General features: G+C 69.3%; 14 protein-coding genes and 2 tRNA genes. 6 read left to right on the top strand and 10 right to left on the bottom strand.

The window, feature by feature from the left end:
* Window positions 1-595: 595 nt before the first annotated feature.
* From ACZ6I3_RS19670 to ACZ6I3_RS19660, 3 genes are all read left to right on the top strand, one after another.
* Entirely contained in the window at window positions 596-2,215 is a 1,620-nt protein-coding gene (locus ACZ6I3_RS19670; protein WP_469416014.1) for an ABC-F family ATP-binding cassette domain-containing protein, read from the top strand.
* Between the two features lie 40 nt (window positions 2,216-2,255).
* Window positions 2,256-2,987 (top strand): 2OG-Fe(II) oxygenase, encoded by a 732-nt coding sequence (locus ACZ6I3_RS19665; RefSeq protein ID WP_469416012.1) that lies wholly within the window; start codon window positions 2,256-2,258, stop codon window positions 2,985-2,987.
* A gap of 148 nt (window positions 2,988-3,135) precedes the next feature.
* Window positions 3,136-4,440, top strand: a complete 1,305-nt coding sequence (locus tag ACZ6I3_RS19660) for an MFS transporter (protein WP_469416011.1) — start codon at window positions 3,136-3,138, stop codon at window positions 4,438-4,440.
* Between the two features lie 71 nt (window positions 4,441-4,511).
* Here the strand turns inward: ACZ6I3_RS19660 and ACZ6I3_RS19655 are convergent.
* Window positions 4,512-4,584 (bottom strand) — tRNA-Ala (locus ACZ6I3_RS19655).
* 180 nt (window positions 4,585-4,764) lie between these two features.
* On the opposite strand from ACZ6I3_RS19655, the gene ACZ6I3_RS19650 reads away from it, so the two are divergent.
* Together ACZ6I3_RS19650 and ACZ6I3_RS19645 are read left to right on the top strand one after the other, a co-directional pair.
* Complete coding sequence (locus tag ACZ6I3_RS19650; protein ID WP_189727172.1) at window positions 4,765-5,313, top strand: helix-turn-helix domain-containing protein; 549 nt, start codon at window positions 4,765-4,767, stop codon at window positions 5,311-5,313.
* A gap of 274 nt (window positions 5,314-5,587) precedes the next feature.
* A complete protein-coding gene (locus tag ACZ6I3_RS19645; protein WP_469416008.1) occupies window positions 5,588-7,108 on the top strand; it encodes a serine/threonine-protein kinase in 1,521 nt (506 codons plus the stop codon).
* Window positions 7,109-7,180: 72 nt separating this feature from the next.
* On the opposite strand, the gene ACZ6I3_RS19640 is transcribed toward ACZ6I3_RS19645, so the two are convergent.
* Both ACZ6I3_RS19640 and ACZ6I3_RS19635 read right to left on the bottom strand, forming a co-directional pair.
* The gene (locus tag ACZ6I3_RS19640; protein WP_469416006.1) at window positions 7,181-8,557 is read right to left on the bottom strand and encodes a hypothetical protein; all 1,377 of its coding nucleotides are present in this window, start codon (window positions 8,555-8,557) and stop codon (window positions 7,181-7,183) included.
* Between the two features lie 105 nt (window positions 8,558-8,662).
* Window positions 8,663-8,791, bottom strand: coding sequence for a DLW-39 family protein (locus tag ACZ6I3_RS19635; RefSeq protein ID WP_003999697.1), 129 nt, complete (start codon window positions 8,789-8,791; stop codon window positions 8,663-8,665).
* A gap of 337 nt (window positions 8,792-9,128) precedes the next feature.
* On the opposite strand from ACZ6I3_RS19635, the gene ACZ6I3_RS19630 reads away from it, so the two are divergent.
* Window positions 9,129-9,455 (top strand): DUF6344 domain-containing protein, encoded by a 327-nt coding sequence (locus ACZ6I3_RS19630; RefSeq protein ID WP_469416004.1) that lies wholly within the window; start codon window positions 9,129-9,131, stop codon window positions 9,453-9,455.
* A gap of 136 nt (window positions 9,456-9,591) precedes the next feature.
* Here ACZ6I3_RS19630 and ACZ6I3_RS19625 read toward each other — a convergent pair.
* The 7 genes from ACZ6I3_RS19625 to gnd form a co-directional block, all read right to left on the bottom strand.
* Window positions 9,592-9,668 (bottom strand) — tRNA-Ile (locus tag ACZ6I3_RS19625).
* Between the two features lie 114 nt (window positions 9,669-9,782).
* On the bottom strand, window positions 9,783-10,589 hold the full coding sequence (locus ACZ6I3_RS19620; RefSeq protein ID WP_469416003.1) for a DUF3566 domain-containing protein: 807 nt from the start codon (window positions 10,587-10,589) through the stop codon (window positions 9,783-9,785).
* A gap of 18 nt (window positions 10,590-10,607) precedes the next feature.
* Window positions 10,608-13,202, bottom strand: a complete 2,595-nt coding sequence (gyrA, locus tag ACZ6I3_RS19615; RefSeq protein WP_469416002.1) for a DNA gyrase subunit A — start codon at window positions 13,200-13,202, stop codon at window positions 10,608-10,610.
* A 42-nt stretch (window positions 13,203-13,244) separates the two neighbouring features.
* The gene (gyrB, locus tag ACZ6I3_RS19610) at window positions 13,245-15,305 is read right to left on the bottom strand and encodes a DNA topoisomerase (ATP-hydrolyzing) subunit B (RefSeq protein WP_469416000.1); all 2,061 of its coding nucleotides are present in this window, start codon (window positions 15,303-15,305) and stop codon (window positions 13,245-13,247) included.
* A gap of 399 nt (window positions 15,306-15,704) precedes the next feature.
* On the bottom strand, window positions 15,705-16,232 hold the full coding sequence (locus ACZ6I3_RS19605; RefSeq protein WP_469415998.1) for a DciA family protein: 528 nt from the start codon (window positions 16,230-16,232) through the stop codon (window positions 15,705-15,707).
* The gene (gene recF / locus ACZ6I3_RS19600; RefSeq protein WP_469415996.1) at window positions 16,229-17,350 is read right to left on the bottom strand and encodes a DNA replication/repair protein RecF; all 1,122 of its coding nucleotides are present in this window, start codon (window positions 17,348-17,350) and stop codon (window positions 16,229-16,231) included. Before recF ends, ACZ6I3_RS19605 begins: the two co-directional genes overlap by 4 nt.
* A gap of 37 nt (window positions 17,351-17,387) precedes the next feature.
* A complete protein-coding gene (gene gnd / locus ACZ6I3_RS19595; RefSeq protein ID WP_469415995.1) occupies window positions 17,388-18,263 on the bottom strand; it encodes a phosphogluconate dehydrogenase (NAD(+)-dependent, decarboxylating) in 876 nt (291 codons plus the stop codon).
* Between the last annotated feature and the right edge of the window lie 149 nt (window positions 18,264-18,412).

Here is an 18,412-nt window from a genome sequence, read left to right as displayed (position 1 = left end):
GGCAGCGACCACACCGACAAACCCCCCCCCCCCCCCCCCAACCCCCCCCCCCCCCCCCCCCCCCCCCCCCCCCCCCCCCCCCCCCCCCCCCCCCCCCCCCCCCCCCCCACTCCCGCTCACTCTGTCAACAGCGGTGGACCATCACCTGAGCGGCGTCGGCCACGTCCATCTCCTCGATGAAGAAGATGTCATCCTGCTCCTGCGAGGCAACCTGAATTGCGGACTCAGCAACGTTCTCGTTCACTGTCGCTCCTCATGTGCAGCGGAACTGAATTGCTCTGACGTCAGGAAGCTTCACCATTCCGATAGGCGCTTGTCAAGCGTCTCTCATCCCGATTTATTTTTCGCCGCAAAGCATGCCCAATGACTGCAACACGGACATTTCTTCCCCTTGTGTTCGAGGATCTGTCCAGGCAGGATCCGTGAAACGCGTGAACGCCTTTGACGTCGTGCTGCGGGGGGATTGATGCAGGGGGATTGAAGGGCCACCGGGGAGGGGTAGTGGACTCTTTGGGCGGACCACCTAAAACCGGAGCGTTAAATTCCGCGCCGCACGCAGCGCATCTTCCAAAGCGAGAGAACGAAGCTCAGAATCATGGGATTCCTTGAATTCAACAGTGTCCGCTGCAATCTCGCCGACGGGCGCACACTGTTCGAAGACGTCAGCTTCTCCGTGGGGGCAGGGGAGGTCGCGGCACTGATCGGCCACAACGGCGCGGGGAAGAGCACCCTGGTCAACGTCGCGGGGAAGCGGCTCAAGCCACGTGCCGGCACCGTCCACGTGCAGGGCGGCCTGGCGATGATGCCGCAGTTCATCGGTTCGGTACGTGACGAGTCCACCGTGCGCGATCTGCTGCTGGCCGCCGCCCCCGAGCGGATCGCCACGGCCGCGGCGGACATCGACGCCCTCGAACTCGAGCTGATGGAACGCGACGACGAGGCCACGCAGATGCGGTACGCCGAGGCGCTGAGCACCTGGGGCGAGGCCGGCGGCTACGAGATCGAAGTGCTGTGGGACGTGGTGACCACCGCGGCGCTCGGCATGCCCTTCGACCGCGCCCGCTTCCGCGACGTCAACACCCTCTCCGGCGGTGAGCAGAAGCGCCTCGTGCTGGAGGCGCTGCTGCGCGGGCGCGAGCAGGTGCTCATCCTCGACGAGCCGGACAACTACCTGGACGTCCCGGGCAAGCGGTGGCTGGAAGAGCAGCTGCGTACCACCGACAAGGCCGTGCTGCTGGTCAGCCACGACCGTGCCCTGCTGGGCAACGTCGCCACGAAGGTCGTCGCTCTCGAAGGCCGCAGCACCTGGGTGCACGGCGGCTCCTTCACCGGCTGGAAGGAAGCCCGCCAGGCGCGGCGCGAACGGCTGGCCGAGCTGCACCGCCGGTGGGACGAGGAGCACGAGCGGCTCAAGGACCTGGTGCACACCCTCGGCGAGCAGGCGAAGATCAGCGCCGCCATGGCGCCCCGCTACCGCGCCGCCCAGACCCGGCTGCGCAAGTACGAGGAAGCGGGCCGGCCGCCCGAGCTGCCCCGGGAGCAGCGCGTGGTCCCCCGGCTTACGGGAGGCCGTACCGGAACCCGCGTCATCACCTGTGAGCGACTGGAACTGAGCGGGCTCATGAAGCCGTTCGACCTGGAGATCTACCTGGGAGACCGGGTAGCGGTGCTCGGGTCGAACGGCTCGGGCAAGAGCCATCTGCTGAAGCTGCTGGCCGGCCTCGACGTGGACCACGCGGGCTCCTGGCGGCTGGGCGCACGGGTCGTACCCGGCTTCTTCACCCAGACCCACCAGCACCCGGAGTGGGTGGGCAGGACCCTCGTGGAGATCATGGGCCGCGGTGAAGGCATCCGCGAGGGCCTGGACCGCGGGGCCGCCGCGGGCATGCTCACCCGGTACGAGCTGGCGGCCGCCGCGGACCAGCGCTTCGAAACGCTCTCCGGAGGACAGCAGGCCCGGTTCCAGATCCTGCTCCTGGAACTCGGCGGCGCGACGCTGCTCCTGCTCGACGAACCGACGGACAACCTCGACCTGGTCTCGGCCGAGGCGCTGCAGCAGGCCATCGAGGAGTTCAACGGCACGGTCGTCGTGGTCACCCACGACCGCTGGCTCGCGAGCTCCTTCAACCGCTACCTCCTCTTCCGCTCCGACGGCGAGGTGGTGCAGACGCAGGAACCGGTGTGGGACGAGAACCGGGTGACCAGGGCCCGCTGATCCCTTGGCGTGGGCCCCTACCGACCGAAGGAGAGGCAAGATGCAGGACTCGGCGCAGAGCGCTTCCGTCATGGACCACATGAGCAGGGACGCCGCGATCGCCTTCCACGGCAAGACGATCGGCATGCTGACCGCGGCCCCCGTGGCGGAAGCACTCGGCCGGCTGCGGCCAGGAAGCGACGCTCCGGCCACCAGCCTGCCCCTGATGCCTGCGGACATGACAGACCCCCTCGTCTCCGAGCTGGCCGCCCTGCCGACCTGGGCCACGGAGCACTGGCTGCTCACCCCCGACGACAACGTGAAGCCGTGCGGCGCCGAGGAGTTCGCCGAGGCCGCCCCCGAGCGGCGCTTCTCGCGCAGCGGCTGTCTGCGCGACATCCCCCGGGACGCCCTGGGCATCCGCGCCTTCATCTCCGCGCTCAAGAGCACCGACGTGGCCGACGCCTTCTCGGGGGCCTTCGGCGAGCGGGTGTCCTTCCGCTCGGCCGACATCGCCAAGTACGAGGCCGGCCACTATCTGCGCCGCCACTCCGACACCTTCGACGACCGGCGCTTCGGCCTCGTCTTCTTCCTCTCCCCCGGGTGGACCGCGGGCGACGGCGGTGAACTCGTGGTGGAGGCCCCCAGCGGCGAAGCCCTGGCCACCCAGCCCGAGCAGGGACGCGTGGCGCTCCTGCGGATCAACCCCGGATACCACCACAGCGTGTGCGGGATCCGCTCGCAGTCCTGGGTGCGCTACTCCATCGCCGTACACTTCGGCACGGCCAAGTAGCGGCCGTTCACGTACGACGGCCCGCCCCAACAAGCCTCCGGCGGCCGGTTGTTGATCCCCGCACGGCTCTGGCCGCCACCGGCAGGGCCGTGCGGTGACGTCCGCACCGCTTTCATCAGACCTACCGGCGTGCCGCCAGGAGTCCGACGTGCTCAAAGACCGCAGTTTCAGAAACCTGTGGACCGCCCAGACGGTGTCCCTGTTCGGTACCCAGGCCAGCGTGGTCATCATCCCGCTGCTCGCCCTGGGAACCCTCGACGCCTCCGCGTTCGAGATGGGCCTGCTCGGCAGCGCCGAATCGCTGGCCGTGCTGCTCCTGGGGCTGTGGGTGGGCATGACCGCCGACCGCTACCCGCGCAGGTCGGTCATGGTGACGGCGAACATCCTGCGCCTGCTGCTGATCGGGATGATCCCGGTGGCCTACGCGCTGGACCTGCTGAGCATCCCCCTGCTCTTCACGACCGTCTTCCTGGTCGGCGCCCTCACCCTCCTGTACGACTCCGCGCTCTCCTCGCACATGGTGCTGACCTTCGACCGCCGCCAACTCCCCAAGATCAACTCGTATATGGAGGGCAGCACCGCGGTCAGCGAGGTCGCGGGACCGGGCCTGGGAGGGCTTCTGGTCCAGGCGCTGGGAGCGCCCATGGCCCTGGTCGCCGACGTCTGCAGCTATGTCGCGAGCACGGTGCTGCTGCTCGGCTCCGGAGACGGCACGAAGAAGAGCGAGAAGCCCTCAGGGCTCGAGGACGCCGAGCAGGAGAACACGGAGCAGGAGCAGGAGCAGGAGCAGGAATCGGAACAGGAGTCGGTCAAGGGCGCCCTGACCGGCTTCACCTGGGCCTTCTCCCACCCCGTGCTGCGACCGGTGATCGTCTCCGCGGCCCACTTCAACTTCTTCACGGCGATGTTCTTCGCCGTCTACACCTTCTACGTGGTCAAGGAGTTGGGCTTCAGCCCCCTCCTCGTCGGCCTCGCGAGCGCGGCCGGCGGGCTCGGCGGTGTGCTGTCCGCGACAGCCGCCTCCTCGTTCATGAGCAGGGTGCGGACCCGGCTGCTCTACGTCCTGTCCCTGGTCGTACCCACCGTGGGCGCCTTCCTCGTCCCCGGCTCCGAACTGCTGGACTCCTCCCTCCCGCGGTTCCTGGCCGTGGCCGCCGGGATGTTCCTGTGGAGCTTCGCCATCGTCGTGAACCTGGTCATGAGCGAGACGATCAAGCAGATGGTGACGCCGACGCACATGATCGGTCAGGTCACCTCCGCCATGCGCTTCACGACGCTGGGCTTCGAACCCGTCGGCGCGATCGTGGGCGGCACCGTCTCCCAGTTCCTCAGCCCCACCACGGCCCTGGTCATCGCCTCCTGCGGCCTGGCGACCTCCATCGCCTGGGTCGTCTTCAACCGTCACCTCGGCACGTACCACGTGAACGAGGCCGAATCCGTGAGCACCGCCTGACCCGATGCGCCGACCGGCACGAGAAAGACCCCCCTGTCTGCGTTTCCGCAGATCAGAGGGGTCTGATCAAGTGGAGCCTAGGGGAGTCGAACCCCTGACATCTGCCATGCAAAGACAGCGCTCTACCAACTGAGCTAAGGCCCCGGAAGGGGACATCCGCCCGGACGAAGCCGTCCCGGCGGGCGTCGGAGACCAGAGTACCGGGTCACCCCCGTGATTCCGCAAAAGGATTGGGGGTCCCCGTCGCCGACCACTCTCCGTAAGATGCTCGGCGTGGTTCGCTACCGCGAACCGCCGTACATGGGGAAGCGATGGGGAGACGCAATGGACGCCGCACAGCAGGAAGCCACCGCAAGAGCGCGGGAACTGCAGCGGAACTGGTACGGGGAGCCGTTGGGGGCGCTCTTCCGTAGGCTCATCGACGATCTTGGTCTCAACCAGGCTCGTCTCGCGGGGGTTCTGGGACTGTCCGCACCGATGCTGTCGCAGCTGATGAGCGGACAGCGGGCGAAGATCGGCAACCCGGCCGTCGTGCAGCGCGTGCAGTTGCTGCAGGACCTGGCCGGGCAGGTCGCGGACGGCAGCGTGAGCGCGGCCGAGGCCACTGAGCGCATGGAGGAGATCAAGAAGTCACAAGGGGGCTCGGTGCTGAGCAACACCACGCAGACGACGACCAGTTCGGGAGCGCCCACGGTCAAGCGCGTGGTCCGGGAGATCCAGTCGCTGCTGCGCTCGGTCGCGGCGGCGGGCGACATCATCGAGGCCGCGGAGACCCTCGCCCCGACCCACCCGGAACTGGCAGAGTTCCTCCGGGTGTACGGCGCGGGCCGCACCTCGGACGCGGTCGCGCACTACCAGTCCCACCAGAGCTGATCACACCGCCCGGCAGCCGAAGGGGGTTCGGCGGCCGGACGGAGTGATCTGACGGGGGACGGACGCTGACCGGCGTCACGGGGGACAGCGCACGGCACGGGCGGACACGCGGGGGCGTGTCACGCACGGGGGACCAGCCGGCGAGAGCGGATTCTCCCGCTCAACGGGGGAGTCGTAGCGCAACGGGGGAGTCGCATCACTCATCGAGGAGTCGCAGCGCTCGTCGAGGGGGAAGCAAGGGGGGAAGGCGCAGGGGGAGGAGCGACGTACAGCCATGGGTGAGGTCTTCGCCGGCCGGTACGAACTGGTCGACCCGATCGGGCGCGGAGGGGTCGGTGCCGTCTGGCGCGCCTGGGACCACCGCCGCCGCCGCTACGTCGCCGCCAAGGTCCTGCTCCAGAGCGACGCGCACTCGCTGCTGCGCTTCGTGCGCGAACAGGCCCTGCGGATCGACCACCCCCATGTGCTCGCCCCCTCCAGCTGGGCGGCCGACGACGACAAGGTCCTGTTCACCATGGACCTGGTCGCCGGGGGTTCCCTGGCCCACATCGTCGGGGACTACGGTCCCCTCCCGCCGGCGTTCGTCTGCACCCTGCTCGACCAGCTGCTGGCGGGGCTGGCCGCGGTACACGCGGAGGACGTCGTGCACCGCGACGTCAAGCCCGCCAACGTGCTGCTGGAGGCCACCGGCACCGGCCGGCCGCGGCTGCGGCTGTCCGACTTCGGCATCGCGATGCGGCTGGGCGAACCCCGCCTGACGGAGACCAACCTCGTCGTGGGAACGCCCGGCTATCTCGCGCCCGAACAGCTGATGGGCGCCGAACCCGACTTCCCCGCCGACCTGTTCGCCGTAGGACTGGTCGCGCTGTATCTGCTGGAGGGGGCCAAGCCGGACAGCAAGGCGCTCATCCAGTACTTCGCCGAGCACGGGACGCCCGGTGCGCCCAAGGGCATCCCGGAGCCGCTGTGGCAGGTGGTGGCCACGCTGCTGCAGCCGGACCCGCAGGCGCGGTTCCGTACGGCCACGGGGGCGCGCAAGGCTCTCGCCGCCGCCGCGGAACTCCTCCCGGAGCCCGGCCCGGACGACGAGCTGATCGAGATCTTCGACCAACTCGGCCCTCTTCCCCCGGGGTTCGCCCCCGAGGGCCCGCTGGAGAGAGCGCGGGGACTGGGCCGCGGGGAAGAACCGTCCGGCTCGGGGCCGGACGAGGCACCGTCAGTCGAGACACCGTCGGACGACAACGGCCATGCCTGGTCGATCCCAGGCCCCGGGGCCGTACAGCCCGACCCCCGCCAGGACCCCGGCCCGTCAGCCACCCCGTCCACCCCGTCGACCCCTGGCCAGCCTCAGCCGGCCTCCATGTCGGACACCGGCAGCTTCCATCTGCCGCCTCCGCAGGCCACCGGCACCTCCTCCCCCGCACCCGAGGGCCGGCCCCATGACGCACAGGCCCAAGCCCCGCACCAGCCGGAGACCCCCGTCTCCCCCTACGACACCACCCACCGGCTGCACACCTCCCAGCCGCTCCCACCGGCGTACGCCGGCCACCCGGCCCACCCCGGTCAGCCTCTGCCCCCCGCGGCGCACCACCGCCCCGACGCCTCCACGGCCTCGTACACCACCCAGGCCCCGCATCAGCCCCCGCAGGCCCCACCGCCCACCCGGGCCGCCTCACGGCATCGCGCGGAACGGCCGCGCCGCCGCCCCGGTCCCCCGGCCAAGGTGGCGGTCCCGCTCCTGCTGCTCGCCCTGGCCTGCTACGCCGTCGGCTTCTGGGCCTTGACCCGCATCTGAGCCCGCATCCGAGCCCGCGTCTGAGCCCGCGTCTGAGCCCGCGCGGGCATCAGCCCCGGCGAGGGACCGGCGCTACTGGGCAGCGCTCCTCCGCCGCGCCACCACGGTCCACACCCCGAGCCCCACCAGCAGCGCGCTCCCGGTGCCGATGCCGCCCACGGCGACCGCCCGCATCGCGGTGTCGTCGCCCCCGGCCGCGCCCTCCGCCGCCGCCTCACGCTCCTGGTCCGAGACCTCGAAGACGCCCGCGGGCTCGGACTCCCCCACGTACTCGGGCCCGCTCTTCGCCGCTCCGCTCACCCGGACGCGCAGCGTCATCGCGAACGGCCCGTCCCCGAAGGTGCCCGCGACGCTCTCCGCGAGATGCGCGACGAGGTAGTAGGAGCCGGCGAAGCGCATGGCGCCGACCTGGCCGAGGGCGGCATTGCGGTTGGCGTGGTCGACCGGCGGCAGGGGAGGCAGGCTGCCGGACTTCTGGTCGCCGTCGTAGCCGACACTCACGTCGGCGACGTGACCGCGGGCGGGGTTGTAGAGGGCCAGGTCAAGGGCGCCGGTCGTGTAGCCGGTGCCGCCGGAGTCCGTGCTGCCCAGCTCGGCGGTGGCGTGGAGCTGCCGGCCCCAGTCGACCGGCACCTCGTAGAAGACCGTCTGTCCGGGCCGGATGTAGTCCCGCCAGACGCCCTGGTCGAGGGGTGTCGCCCCGGCGAATCCCGCACCGCCCCGACGGCGCTCCGCCTTCCCCTGGAGCGGCTGGGGCGTGGCGGAGTTCCACACCTCGGGCGCGCCGGTCGCCCCGGTCCTCGCAGTCCGCGGCTCCGTCATGGCGAGGAGTTCCAGGTCCCAGGCGTCCGGCGAGGAGCCCTCGCCCTTCGGGTCGACCCGCTCGACGGACACGTAGTAGGTGCCGGCCTTCCGGCACAGGGGCTTGGTGGGCGAGATCTCGCGCAGGCCCCAGGCCGCGACCGGGTGCGGACTGCGGGCGGCGCCGAAGTTCGCGGTGTCCACGGAGCAGGAGTTGCCCTCGGCGTCCTGCATGGACACCCGCAGCCCGTCGATGACGGAGACGGTGCTGTCGGGGGAGGGGGCGGCGGTGACGGACACGTACGCGTTCGACGCGGCGTCGAGTTCGACGCTGTAGTTGACCTTGCCGCTGCTCGGGAGTGAGCTCTTGTAGGCGGTGCCGGGCTTCAGGACCACGGCGTCCGCGGTGCTCCTCGCGCCCTCGACGCTCCGGGCACCGTCGGCGAAGGCGTACGGGCCCGGCGTCACAGCCGTACCGGAGGCCCCGGCGGCGGCCAGGGCGGCCGGGCCCGGCGTCACGGCAGCCGCAGCCCCCAGCACTACCCCCACAACCCCCAGGCGCACGGCCACCGACGGGCTACCGCGCCACGCGCCCGCGCGCCCCCACGCCGTACGACACCGTCCCCTCACGCGCCACCCCTCACCCATGAGAATCCGCGAGCCGTGGCCCATCCTGCCCGTACGGCCGGCCCCGGGACACACAAAACCCCGACCGCGAGGCGGCCGGGGTGTGCTCGGTTTGGATGTCGTGACTCACGAACCCGTGGGCACGGAGTCAGTCGCCTCCGTCCACAGATCCTGCTCGGCGCGATCCGCCTGGATCTGGCGGTACACGAGGAGCCCGCCGATGGCGGCCAGTGCGACCAGGAGAAGCTTCTTCACCGCGCGACCTCGTCTTTCGTTGACGTAGGGGACCTCTGGCGCCCGACTATACACACCGACCGATACCGATCGGTGACCTGAGTCGGACCTCAACTCCCGTCCGGGCAACCGGGATAGAAGCGGAGTCCACCGTTCCGATCGGAGGGTGATCACACCCCGACGGACGGTTACTTTGGGCGCTTTCCTCCTCTCTCCATACATTTTCGCCCCTCCTGCGGCCATCCGAGTGGTGTTCATCGGAACATCGCCGCGCCACGGGCGTCGGTCCCCCACTTCTCGACCCCCATACACATCATGAGGAAAGTACGCAAATCGCCCGACCCGAAAGTGAGGGGCCATGGCCCGGAACAAGGTCATGAAGCTGTGGACCGCCATCGTCACCGCCTTCCTGGCGCTGTGCACGACGCTCGGATTCGTCACCAGGACCACCGCCCCGGCGGTACTCCAGACCGAGCCGGAGCGCAACAGCGAGCGCATCCCGCACCAGCGGACGGCATCGGCGACGTTTCCCGCGTCCTTGGCGAAAGCCCTGCCCCCCACGATGAAACAGCGCATCCGGGCCGAGGCCCACGGCAAGACCCCCCGCTGCCGCCACCGCCCGCTCGCGGACACCGACGCGGAATCGGAACCCACGGCGGACTATCTCGCCCCCTTGCAGCGCTGAACCCCCGAACCACCCCAACGGCGACCCTGCGTACAGGCCCGGCAGCTCGACAGAGCCGCCGGGCTTCCTCATGTCCCGCCCGCCCCCTGGTCACGCAGAAAACCCCCAACCGCTACCGGTTGGGGGTTCTTCATGCTGGTGGGGCTAACAGGATTTGAACCTGTGGCCTCATCCTTATCAGGGATGCGCTCTAACCAACTGAGCTATAGCCCCGCCGCGCTGTGCGGGGGTGTCTCCCGCGCGCTGACTCCTGAAGATTAGCGCACGACATGGGCAGTCCCAAAATCGGTTGTCGGGACAACGTCAAACCATGTCAAAGGGGTCGTGTCACTCGTCCTCGGCGAGCGTCAGCTCCACACCGCCGACGAAGCCCGCGGACAGGTTGTAGATGAACGCGCCGAGGGTCGCGAGGGCCGTCGCCAGGACGACGTCGATGACCGCGATGACCGACGTGAACATCAGGACGTTGGGCAGCGACAGGAAAGCCTGCAGGTCGAAGCCGTTGGACTCGTTCGAGCCGGTCGCCTCCGAGATCGTGCCGCCGACCGTCGAGAAGACGCCCATCGCGTCCATCACCATCCACAGCACGGCGGACGCGACGATCGTGCAGATGCCCAGCGCGATGGAGAGCAGGAAGCTGACCTTCATCACCGACCAGGGGTCGGCCTTCGACACCCGCAGCCGCGCCTTGCGGACACGGGGCACGGTGCGGGCCGCTCCCGTACGGGGGCGCCGCGCGGCACCGGCGGAGGCACCGGCACCGGCCGCCGCCTGCTGCGCCGGATAGGCCTGCGGCGGGTGGTACGGCCCTGCCTGCTGCTGCGCCTGCCGTTCCCCCGGCAGCGGAGAAGCCGTCTCGGCCCCCTTGGGCTGCGGCTGTGGCTGGGCGCCGGATGCGGCCGGGCCCGCTCCAGCGCTGTGCTGCTGGGTCTGCGGACCTCGGGTGTCCGTCACGGTTCCCCCCTGGGATCCCTGCGTGTCAGGCGAGGGCGAGTCGTCCTTGTCGGCCGGCTTGACCGCCTTCAGGTTGGTCGTGTGCGGGTCCGCCGCACGCGCGGCGGAGCCACGGCCGCCGTCGTCCGTGTCCGTACCCGTCGAGGTACCGCTCGGTCCGGCGCCCGTGGCTCCGCTCACGCTGACTCACTCCTCGTGCTACTCAGACGAGGGCGCCTCACCCTCGTCCGTGCCGGTGGTCGCGGCGCCTTCGGCGGTCTCGTCGACGACGATGTCGCCGTCGACCTCTTCCGCCTCGCGTCCCGCCTCGGCGTTGCGAGCGATGCCGACCACGGCATCGCGCTTGCCCAGATTGATCAGTTGGACGCCCATGGTGTCACGGCCGGTTTCCCTGATCTCGTTGACTCGCGTACGAATCACACCGCCCGACAGCGTGATGGCGAGGATCTCGTCGGTCTCCTCGACCACCAGCGCGCCGACGAGCGAGCCACGGTCCTCGACGATCTTGGCGGCCTTGATGCCGAGGCCGCCGCGACCCTGGACGCGGTACTCGTCGACGTTGGTCCGCTTCGCGTACCCGCCGTCTGTGGCAGTGAACACGAACGTACCGGGTCGAACAACATTCATCGAGAGCAGCTCGTCGCTCTCGCGGAAGCTCATGCCCTTGACACCCGAGGTGGCACGGCCCATGGGGCGCAGGGTTTCGTCCGACGCGGTGAACCTGATCGATTGGGCCTTCTTGCTGATCAGAAGCAGATCGTCGTCCGACGAGACCAGCTGGGCTCCGATCAGTTCATCGTCCGAACCGTCCTCCTGCTCACGGAGGTTGATGGCGATCACACCGCCGGAACGGGGCGAATCGTAATCCTTCAGAGGCGTCTTCTTCACCAGCCCGGCCTTGGTGGCGAGAACGAGGTAGGGAACCGCCTCGTAGTCGCGGATCGCCAGGATCTGGGCGATCGCCTCGTCCGGCTGGAAGGCGAGCAGGTTCGCGACGTGCTGGCCCCGCGCCTCCCGGCCGGCGTCGGGCAGCTCGTAGCCCTTGACGCGGTAGACGCGGCCCTTGTTGGTGAAGAACAGCAGCCAGTGGTGCGTGGTGGACACGAAGAACTGGTCGACGATGTCGTCTTCCTTGAGCTTCGTGCCGCGCACGCCCTTGCCGCCGCGCTTCTGGGCCCGGTAGTCGTCGGTCTTGGTGCGCTTGATGTAGCCGCCCCGGGTGACCGTGACGACGATGTCCTCCTCGGCGATCAGGTCCTCGATGGACATGTCGCCCTCGTAGGGGATCAGCTTCGTCTGACGGTCGTCGCCGAACTTGTCGACGATCGCGGCCAGCTCCTCGCTGACGATCTCGCGCTGGCGGACCGGGCTGGCGAGGATCCGGTTGTACTCGCTGATCTTCGCCTGGAGCTCGTCGTGCTCCTGGACGATCTTCTGGCGCTCCAGGGCGGCCAGTCGGCGCAGCTGCATCTCGAGGATGGCGTTGGCCTGGATCTCGTCGATCTCCAGGAGGTCCATCAGGCCGTGGCGCGCGATCTCGACGGTGTCACTGCGCCGGATCAGCGCGATGACCTCGTCGATGGCGTCCAGGGCCTTCAGCAGACCGCGCAGGATGTGCGCCCGCTCCTCGGCCTTGCGCAGCCGGAAGCGCGTACGGCGGACGATGACCTCGATCTGGTGCGTCACCCAGTGGCGGATGAACGCGTCGAGCGAGAGCGTGCGCGGCACGCCGTCCACCAGCGCCAGCATGTTGGCGCCGAAGTTCGTCTGCAGGTCGGTGTGCTTGTACAGGTTGTTCAGGACGACCTTGGCGACCGCGTCCCGCTTCAGCACGATGACCAGGCGCTGACCCGTGCGCGAGGACGTCTCGTCACGGACGTCGGCGATGCCGCCGATCTTGCCGTCCTTCACCAGGTCGGCGATCTTCTGGGCGAGGTTGTCCGGGTTCACCTGGTACGGCAGCTCCGTCACCACCAGGCACTGGCGGTTCTGGATCTCCTCGACCTCGATGACCGCGCGCATGGTGATGGAGCCGCGGCCGGTGCGGTACGCCTCCTCGATGCCCTTGCGGCCGACGACGAGCGCGCCGGTCGGGAAGTCGGGGCCCTTGATGCGCTCGAGCAGCGCGTCCAGGAGGTCCTCGTGCGAGGCCTCGGGGTTCTCCAGGTACCACTGGGCGCCGGCCGCGACCTCGCGGAGGTTGTGCGGCGGGATGTTGGTCGCCATGCCGACCGCGATCCCGGCCGAGCCGTTGATCAGCAGGTTCGGGAAGCGGGCCGGCAGGACGGTCGGCTCCTGGGAGCGGCCGTCGTAGTTGTCCGTGAAGTCGACGGTCTCCTCGTCGATGTCACGGACCATCTCCATCGACAGCGGCGCCATCTTGCACTCGGTGTAGCGCATGGCCGCCGCCGGGTCGTTGCCCGGAGAGCCGAAGTTGCCGTTGGAGTCGACGAGCGGCATGCGCATCGACCAGGACTGGGCGAGGCGCACGAGCGCGTCGTAGATCGAGGAGTCGCCGTGCGGGTGGTAGTTGCCCATGACGTCGCCGACGACGCGGGCGCACTTGTAGAAGCCGCGCTCGGGGCGGTAGCCGCCGTCGTACATGGCGTACAGCACACGGCGGTGGACGGGCTTGAGGCCGTCGCGGACGTCCGGCAGCGCACGCGAGACGATGACGGACATCGCGTAGTCGAGGTACGAGCGCTGCATCTCCGTCTCGAGCCCGACGGGCTCGACGCGCATGGCCAGGGCGTCACCCTCGGGCGTCGTCACGGGAGTGTTCTCGTCGGTCATTGCTGGTGAAGGTCCTTCCTGGTGCGGTCAGCTGAGACCGACTCAGATGTCGAGGAAGCGGACGTCCTTGGCGTTGCGCTGGATGAACGCGCGGCGGGCCTCGACGTCCTCACCCATGAGGACCGAGAACAGGTCGTCGGCCTGGGCGGCGTCGTCGAGGGTGACCTGGCCGAGGACGCGGTGCTCCTGGTCCATGGTCGTGATGCGCAGTTCCTCGGCGTTCATTTCGCCGAGACCCTTGAAGCGCTGCACCGAGTCGTCCTTGATGCGCTTGCCGGCGTTGCGGCCCATCTCGATGAGGGCGTCGCGCTCCCGGTCGGAGTACGCGTACTCGAAGTCGTCCTTGCCCCACTTGATCTTGTAGAGCGGCGGACGGGAGAGGTACACGTGCCCGGCCTCGACCAGCGGCCGCATGAAGCGGAACAGGAAGGTCAGCAGCAGGGTGTTGATGTGCTGGCCGTCGACGTCGGCGTCCGCCATCAGGATGATCTTGTGATAGCGCAGCTTCTCGATGTCGAAGTCCTCGTGGACCCCGGTGCCGAAGGCGGAGATCAGCGCCTGGATCTCCTGGTTCTGCAGGATCTTGTCGATCCGCGCCTTCTCGACGTTGAGGATCTTGCCGCGGATCGGGAGGATCGCCTGGTACTCGGGGTTCCGGCCGGACTTGGCGGAGCCGCCGGCGGAGTCACCCTCGACGATGAAGATCTCGCACTTGGTGGGGTCGTTCGACTGGCAGTCGCTCAGCTTGCCCGGGAGGGAGGCCGTCTCCAGCAGGCCCTTGCGGCGCGTCAGGTCGCGCGCCTTGCGGGCCGCCACGCGCGCGGTGGCCGCCTGGATGCCCTTGCGGATGATGTCCGCGGCCTCGTTGGGGTTGCGGTCCAGCCAGTCGGCCAGGTGCTCGTAGACGACGCGCTGGACGAAGGTCTTGACCTCGGTGTTGCCCAGCTTGGTCTTCGTCTGGCCCTCGAACTGGGGTTCGCTCAGCTTGACCGAGATGATCGCGGTCAGACCCTCGCGGATGTCGTCACCGGTGAGGTTGTCGTCCTTCTCCCGCAGCAGCCGCTTGTCGCGCGCGTACTTGTTGATCAGCGAGGTCAGCGCGGACCGGAAGCCCTCTTCGTGCGTACCGCCCTCGTGCGTGTGGATGATGTTGGCGAAGGAGTACACACCCTCGGTGTAGCCGCCGTTCCACTGCATGGCGACCTCGAGGGACAGGAGCTTGTCCTTGTCCTCGGCCTCCAGGTCGATCACGGTGGGGTGCACCGCTTCGCCCTTGCGGGAGTTGAGGTACGTCACGAAGTCGACGATGCCGCCCTCGTAGTGGTACGAGACGGCCTTGACCTCGTGCTTCTCGTCCTCACCGGCCTCGTCCGCACCGGCCGTGGCCTTCGCCGACTCGCGCTCGTCGGCGAGGTTGATCCGCAGACCCTTGTTGAGGAACGCCATCTCCTGGAAGCGCCGCGACAGCGTCTCGAAGGAGTAGTTCGTGGTCTCGAAGATGTCCGGGTCGGCCCAGAAGGTGACCGTGGTGCCGTGCTCGTCCGTGGCCTCGTGCTGGGCGAGCGGGGCCGTCGGGACGCCCAACTTGTAGTCCTGGGTCCAGCGGTAGCCGTCGGTCTTGATCTCGACGGACACCTTGGTCGACAGGGCGTTCACGACGGAGACGCCCACGCCGTGCAGACCACCGGAGACCGCGTAGCCGCCGCCGCCGAACTTGCCGCCCGCGTGCAGCACCGTCAGCACGACCTCGACGGCCGGCTTGCCCTCGGAGGGGACGATGCCGACCGGGATGCCACGGCCGTTGTCCACGACCCTCACGCCGCCGTCGGCGAGGATCGTCACGTCGATCGTGTCCGCGTGCCCGGCCAGCGCCTCGTCGACGGAGTTGTCGACGACCTCCTGCACCAGGTGGTGAAGTCCGCGCTCACCGGTCGAGCCGATGTACATGCCGGGCCGCTTGCGGACCGCGTCCAGACCCTCGAGGACGGTGATGGCACTGGCGTCGTACGAGGCGGTTACCTCGCCGTGGGAGGTGATCGCCTCGCTGGTCACGCCTTCGTCGGTGGACGGGATGTTCTCGTTGGGGTTGCCGGAATCGGCCACGAAGCGCCCTTTCTGGCACAGCACGAGCCAGGCTCGCCGGCGGGTTGCCGGAGCGGCTGCGGCATGTTGCGTTGGTAAGCCTTGATCAGCGTTGCTCAGCTTGTCCCGGACGGTCCCCAGCGAGTGGGGCGGGATTGGCTCCAGTCTACCGGTAGCACCGACACTGATGGGGGTTTGCCGGTACCTGAGTCCGCATGTGCCGCCCTCGACGGGTCTTCCCCGACTCCCGATATGCGGATGGGGGCTCCAAGAGGCTCACGGAGGCACTCAGCGCTTCCGGCCGTCAACCCTTGGCTACTTCGGAGTCAGGTCGCTGTTCGCAACCGTGTGCGGTGGCAGAAAACAGTGCCCGGAACGGCTCCGACCGGGCCGCTCCGACCCCGTAAGACGTGACGTAAGTCACCTGTAGGTATCACCAGGTCCACTGCTGCCCGGGGCACGCAGGGGGCCGTAGCGGCGGGTGGGGGCGCTGGGGCCCAGCACCCTGATCTGCCGCACCGTGCCGTGACCCAGGTCCTCGTTGAGACGGGCGACCAGGGTCGGGGCGAGCAGCCGCAGGTTCGTCGCCCAGGCCGTCGAATCACAGCGCACGATCAGGACGTGCTCGTCCTCGTCGTACTTCTCCGGCACACAGTGATTGGCCACGTCCTCGCCGACGATCTGCGGCCAGCGGCCCATCACACCGCCCACCGCGGCCGGAGCCTCCCAGCCGCGCTCGGTGATCAGCCGGTTGATCGCGGAGCCGAGCGCCATGGGATCGCGCCCGTCGGCGCGCGCGCCGGAGCGCAGACCGCCCCGGCGCGCCTGCTTCTTCTGCTGCGCCGCGTCCCCACGCGCGCGGGCGGCCTCCTTGGCGGCACGGAGCGCCACGCGCGCGAGGTCCACGCCGGAAGGCTCGGGGGTGTCCTTCGGCTCCTGTGCGCTCATACGCGCTCCACCGCCCCGTCGGACACGGCGAACCGCGTCCCGGACAGCACATGCGGTACGTCGTCCTCGACCGCGGCCGTCACCAGGACCTGCTCGCCGGGCGCCACCAGCTCGGCCAGACGCTCACGGCGGCGGGTGTCCAGCTCGGCGAAGACGTCGTCCAGCACCAGCACCGGCTCATTGCCCTCGGCACGCAGCAGGTCGTACGAGGCCAGGCGCAGGGCCAGCGCAAAGGACCAGGACTCGCCGTGCGACGCGTAGCCCTTGGCGGGCAGCTGGCCCAGCTTGAGCTGGAGGTCGTCCCGGTGCGGGCCGACCAGGGTGACGCCCCGCTCGATCTCCTGCTTGCGGGCCTCGGCGAGCGCCGCCATCAGCTGCTCGAAGAGGTCCTCGCGGGTGTGCGCCTCGCCCGGCGCGGACGGCTTGTACTCCAGGGCGATGGGGCCACCACCGGGAGCCAGCTGCTCGTACGCCTTGTCGGCGAGCGGCTGGACGGCCGCGATCAGATCCAGGCGCTGCGCGAGCAGCTCGGCGCCCGCGCGCGCGAGGTGCTGGTCCCAGATGTCGAGCGTGGACATGTCCACACTGCGGCCGCCGTGCCGACGGGCCAGCGCGGCCGACTTCAGCAGGGTGTTGCGCTGCTTGAGGACCCGGTCGTAGTCGGAGCGCACCCCGGCCATGCGCGGGGAGCGGGCGGTGATCAGCTCGTCGAGGAACCGGCGCCGCTCACCGGGGTCGCCCTTGACCAGGGCGAGATCCTCGGGCGCGAAGAGGACCGTCCGTATGATCCCCAGCACGTCACGCGGCTTGACCTGCGAGGACCTGTTGATACGGGCGCGGTTGGCGCGCCCCGGGTTCAGCTCCAGCTCGACCAGCTGCTGCCTCTCGCCCTGCCGGACCTGGGCCCGGATGACGGCGCGCTCGGCGCCCATGCGGACCAGGGGAGCGTCGGAGGAGACCCGGTGGCTGCCGAGGGTGGCGAGATAGCCGACGGCCTCGACGAGGTTGGTCTTGCCCTGCCCGTTCGGCCCGACGAAGGCCGTCACCCCCGGATCGAGCGGGACCTCGACCCGGGGATAGGAGCGGAAGTCGGCCAGCGACAGATGCGTGACGTGCATGGTCGTTTCGCCGACCTCCCAGGCGCTCGGGTGTTGCTTACTTCTTCTCGACCGCGTGGCCGCCGAACTGGTTCCGCAGCGCCGCGATCATCTTCATCTGAGGCGAGTCCTCCTGGCGGGAGGCGAACCGCGCGAACAGCGACGCGGTGATCGCCGGCAGCGGCACCGCGTGGTCGATGGCGGCCTCCACAGTCCAGCGTCCCTCGCCGGAGTCCTGTGCATAACCCCGCAGCCCGTCCAGGTGCTCGTCCTCGTCGAGCGCGTTGACCGCGAGGTCCAGCAGCCAGGAGCGGATGACCGTGCCCTCCTGCCAGGAGCGGAAGACATCGCGGACGTCGGTCACGGAGTCGACCTTCTCCAGGAGCTCCCAGCCCTCGGCGTAGGCCTGCATCATCGCGTACTCGATGCCGTTGTGGACCATCTTCGCGAAGTGGCCCGCGCCGACCTTGCCCGCGTGCACCGCGCCGAATTCGCCCTCCGGCTTGAGGGCGTCGAAGACCGGCTGCACCTTGGCGACGTCCGCCTTGTCGCCGCCGTACATGAGCGCGTAGCCGTTCTCCAGGCCCCAGACGCCGCCGGAGACACCGCAGTCGACGAAGCCGATGCCCTTGGCCGCCAGCTCCTCGGCGTGCTTCTCGTCGTCGGTCCAGCGGGAGTTGCCGCCGTCCACGACGACGTCACCGGGCTCCAGCAGCGCGGCGAGCTGGTCGATCGTGGACTGCGTGGCCTCGCCCGCCGGGACCATCACCCAGACCACCCGGGGGCCGCTGAGCTTGCCCACAAGCTCCTCCAGGCTGTGGACATCGGCGAGATCCGCGTTGCGGTCGTATCCGAGGACGGTGTGGCCCGCGCGGCGGATCCGCTCGCGCATGTTGCCGCCCATCTTGCCGAGGCCGACGAGACCGAGATCCATCAGTTGTTTTCCTTAGGTGTACAGGTGTCCGACGTGGCGTTGAGGCACTCGCGTGCCGCGTCCGAGCCTAAACCCGGACGCGCGCGCACATCTGTGGGCATACGCGCTCAGTCGTAGGCCCTCACCTGCGGCTTTGCCCCCAGCCTGTG

This window comes from Streptomyces sp. NPDC041940, assembly GCF_055589465.1.
The sequence above is the reverse complement of the archived record's forward strand: the minus strand, read 5'-3'. Positions and strand labels throughout refer to the sequence as shown.

Coding starts and splice junctions, on each gene's coding strand:
- ACZ6I3_RS19670 (WP_469416014.1), top strand. CDS start 596: ATGGGATTCCTTGAATTCAACAGTGTCCGCTGCAATCTCGCCGACGGG.
- ACZ6I3_RS19665 (WP_469416012.1), top strand. CDS start 2,256: ATGCAGGACTCGGCGCAGAGCGCTTCCGTCATGGACCACATGAGCAGG.
- ACZ6I3_RS19650 (WP_189727172.1), top strand. CDS start 4,765: ATGGACGCCGCACAGCAGGAAGCCACCGCAAGAGCGCGGGAACTGCAG.
- ACZ6I3_RS19645 (WP_469416008.1), top strand. CDS start 5,588: ATGGGTGAGGTCTTCGCCGGCCGGTACGAACTGGTCGACCCGATCGGG.
- ACZ6I3_RS19640 (WP_469416006.1), bottom strand. CDS start 8,557: ATGGGTGAGGGGTGGCGCGTGAGGGGACGGTGTCGTACGGCGTGGGGG.
- ACZ6I3_RS19630 (WP_469416004.1), top strand. CDS start 9,129: ATGGCCCGGAACAAGGTCATGAAGCTGTGGACCGCCATCGTCACCGCC.
- gyrA (WP_469416002.1), bottom strand. CDS start 13,202: ATGACCGACGAGAACACTCCCGTGACGACGCCCGAGGGTGACGCCCTG.
- ACZ6I3_RS19605 (WP_469415998.1), bottom strand. CDS start 16,232: ATGAGCGCACAGGAGCCGAAGGACACCCCCGAGCCTTCCGGCGTGGAC.
- recF (WP_469415996.1), bottom strand. CDS start 17,350: ATGCACGTCACGCATCTGTCGCTGGCCGACTTCCGCTCCTATCCCCGG.
- gnd (WP_469415995.1), bottom strand. CDS start 18,263: ATGGATCTCGGTCTCGTCGGCCTCGGCAAGATGGGCGGCAACATGCGC.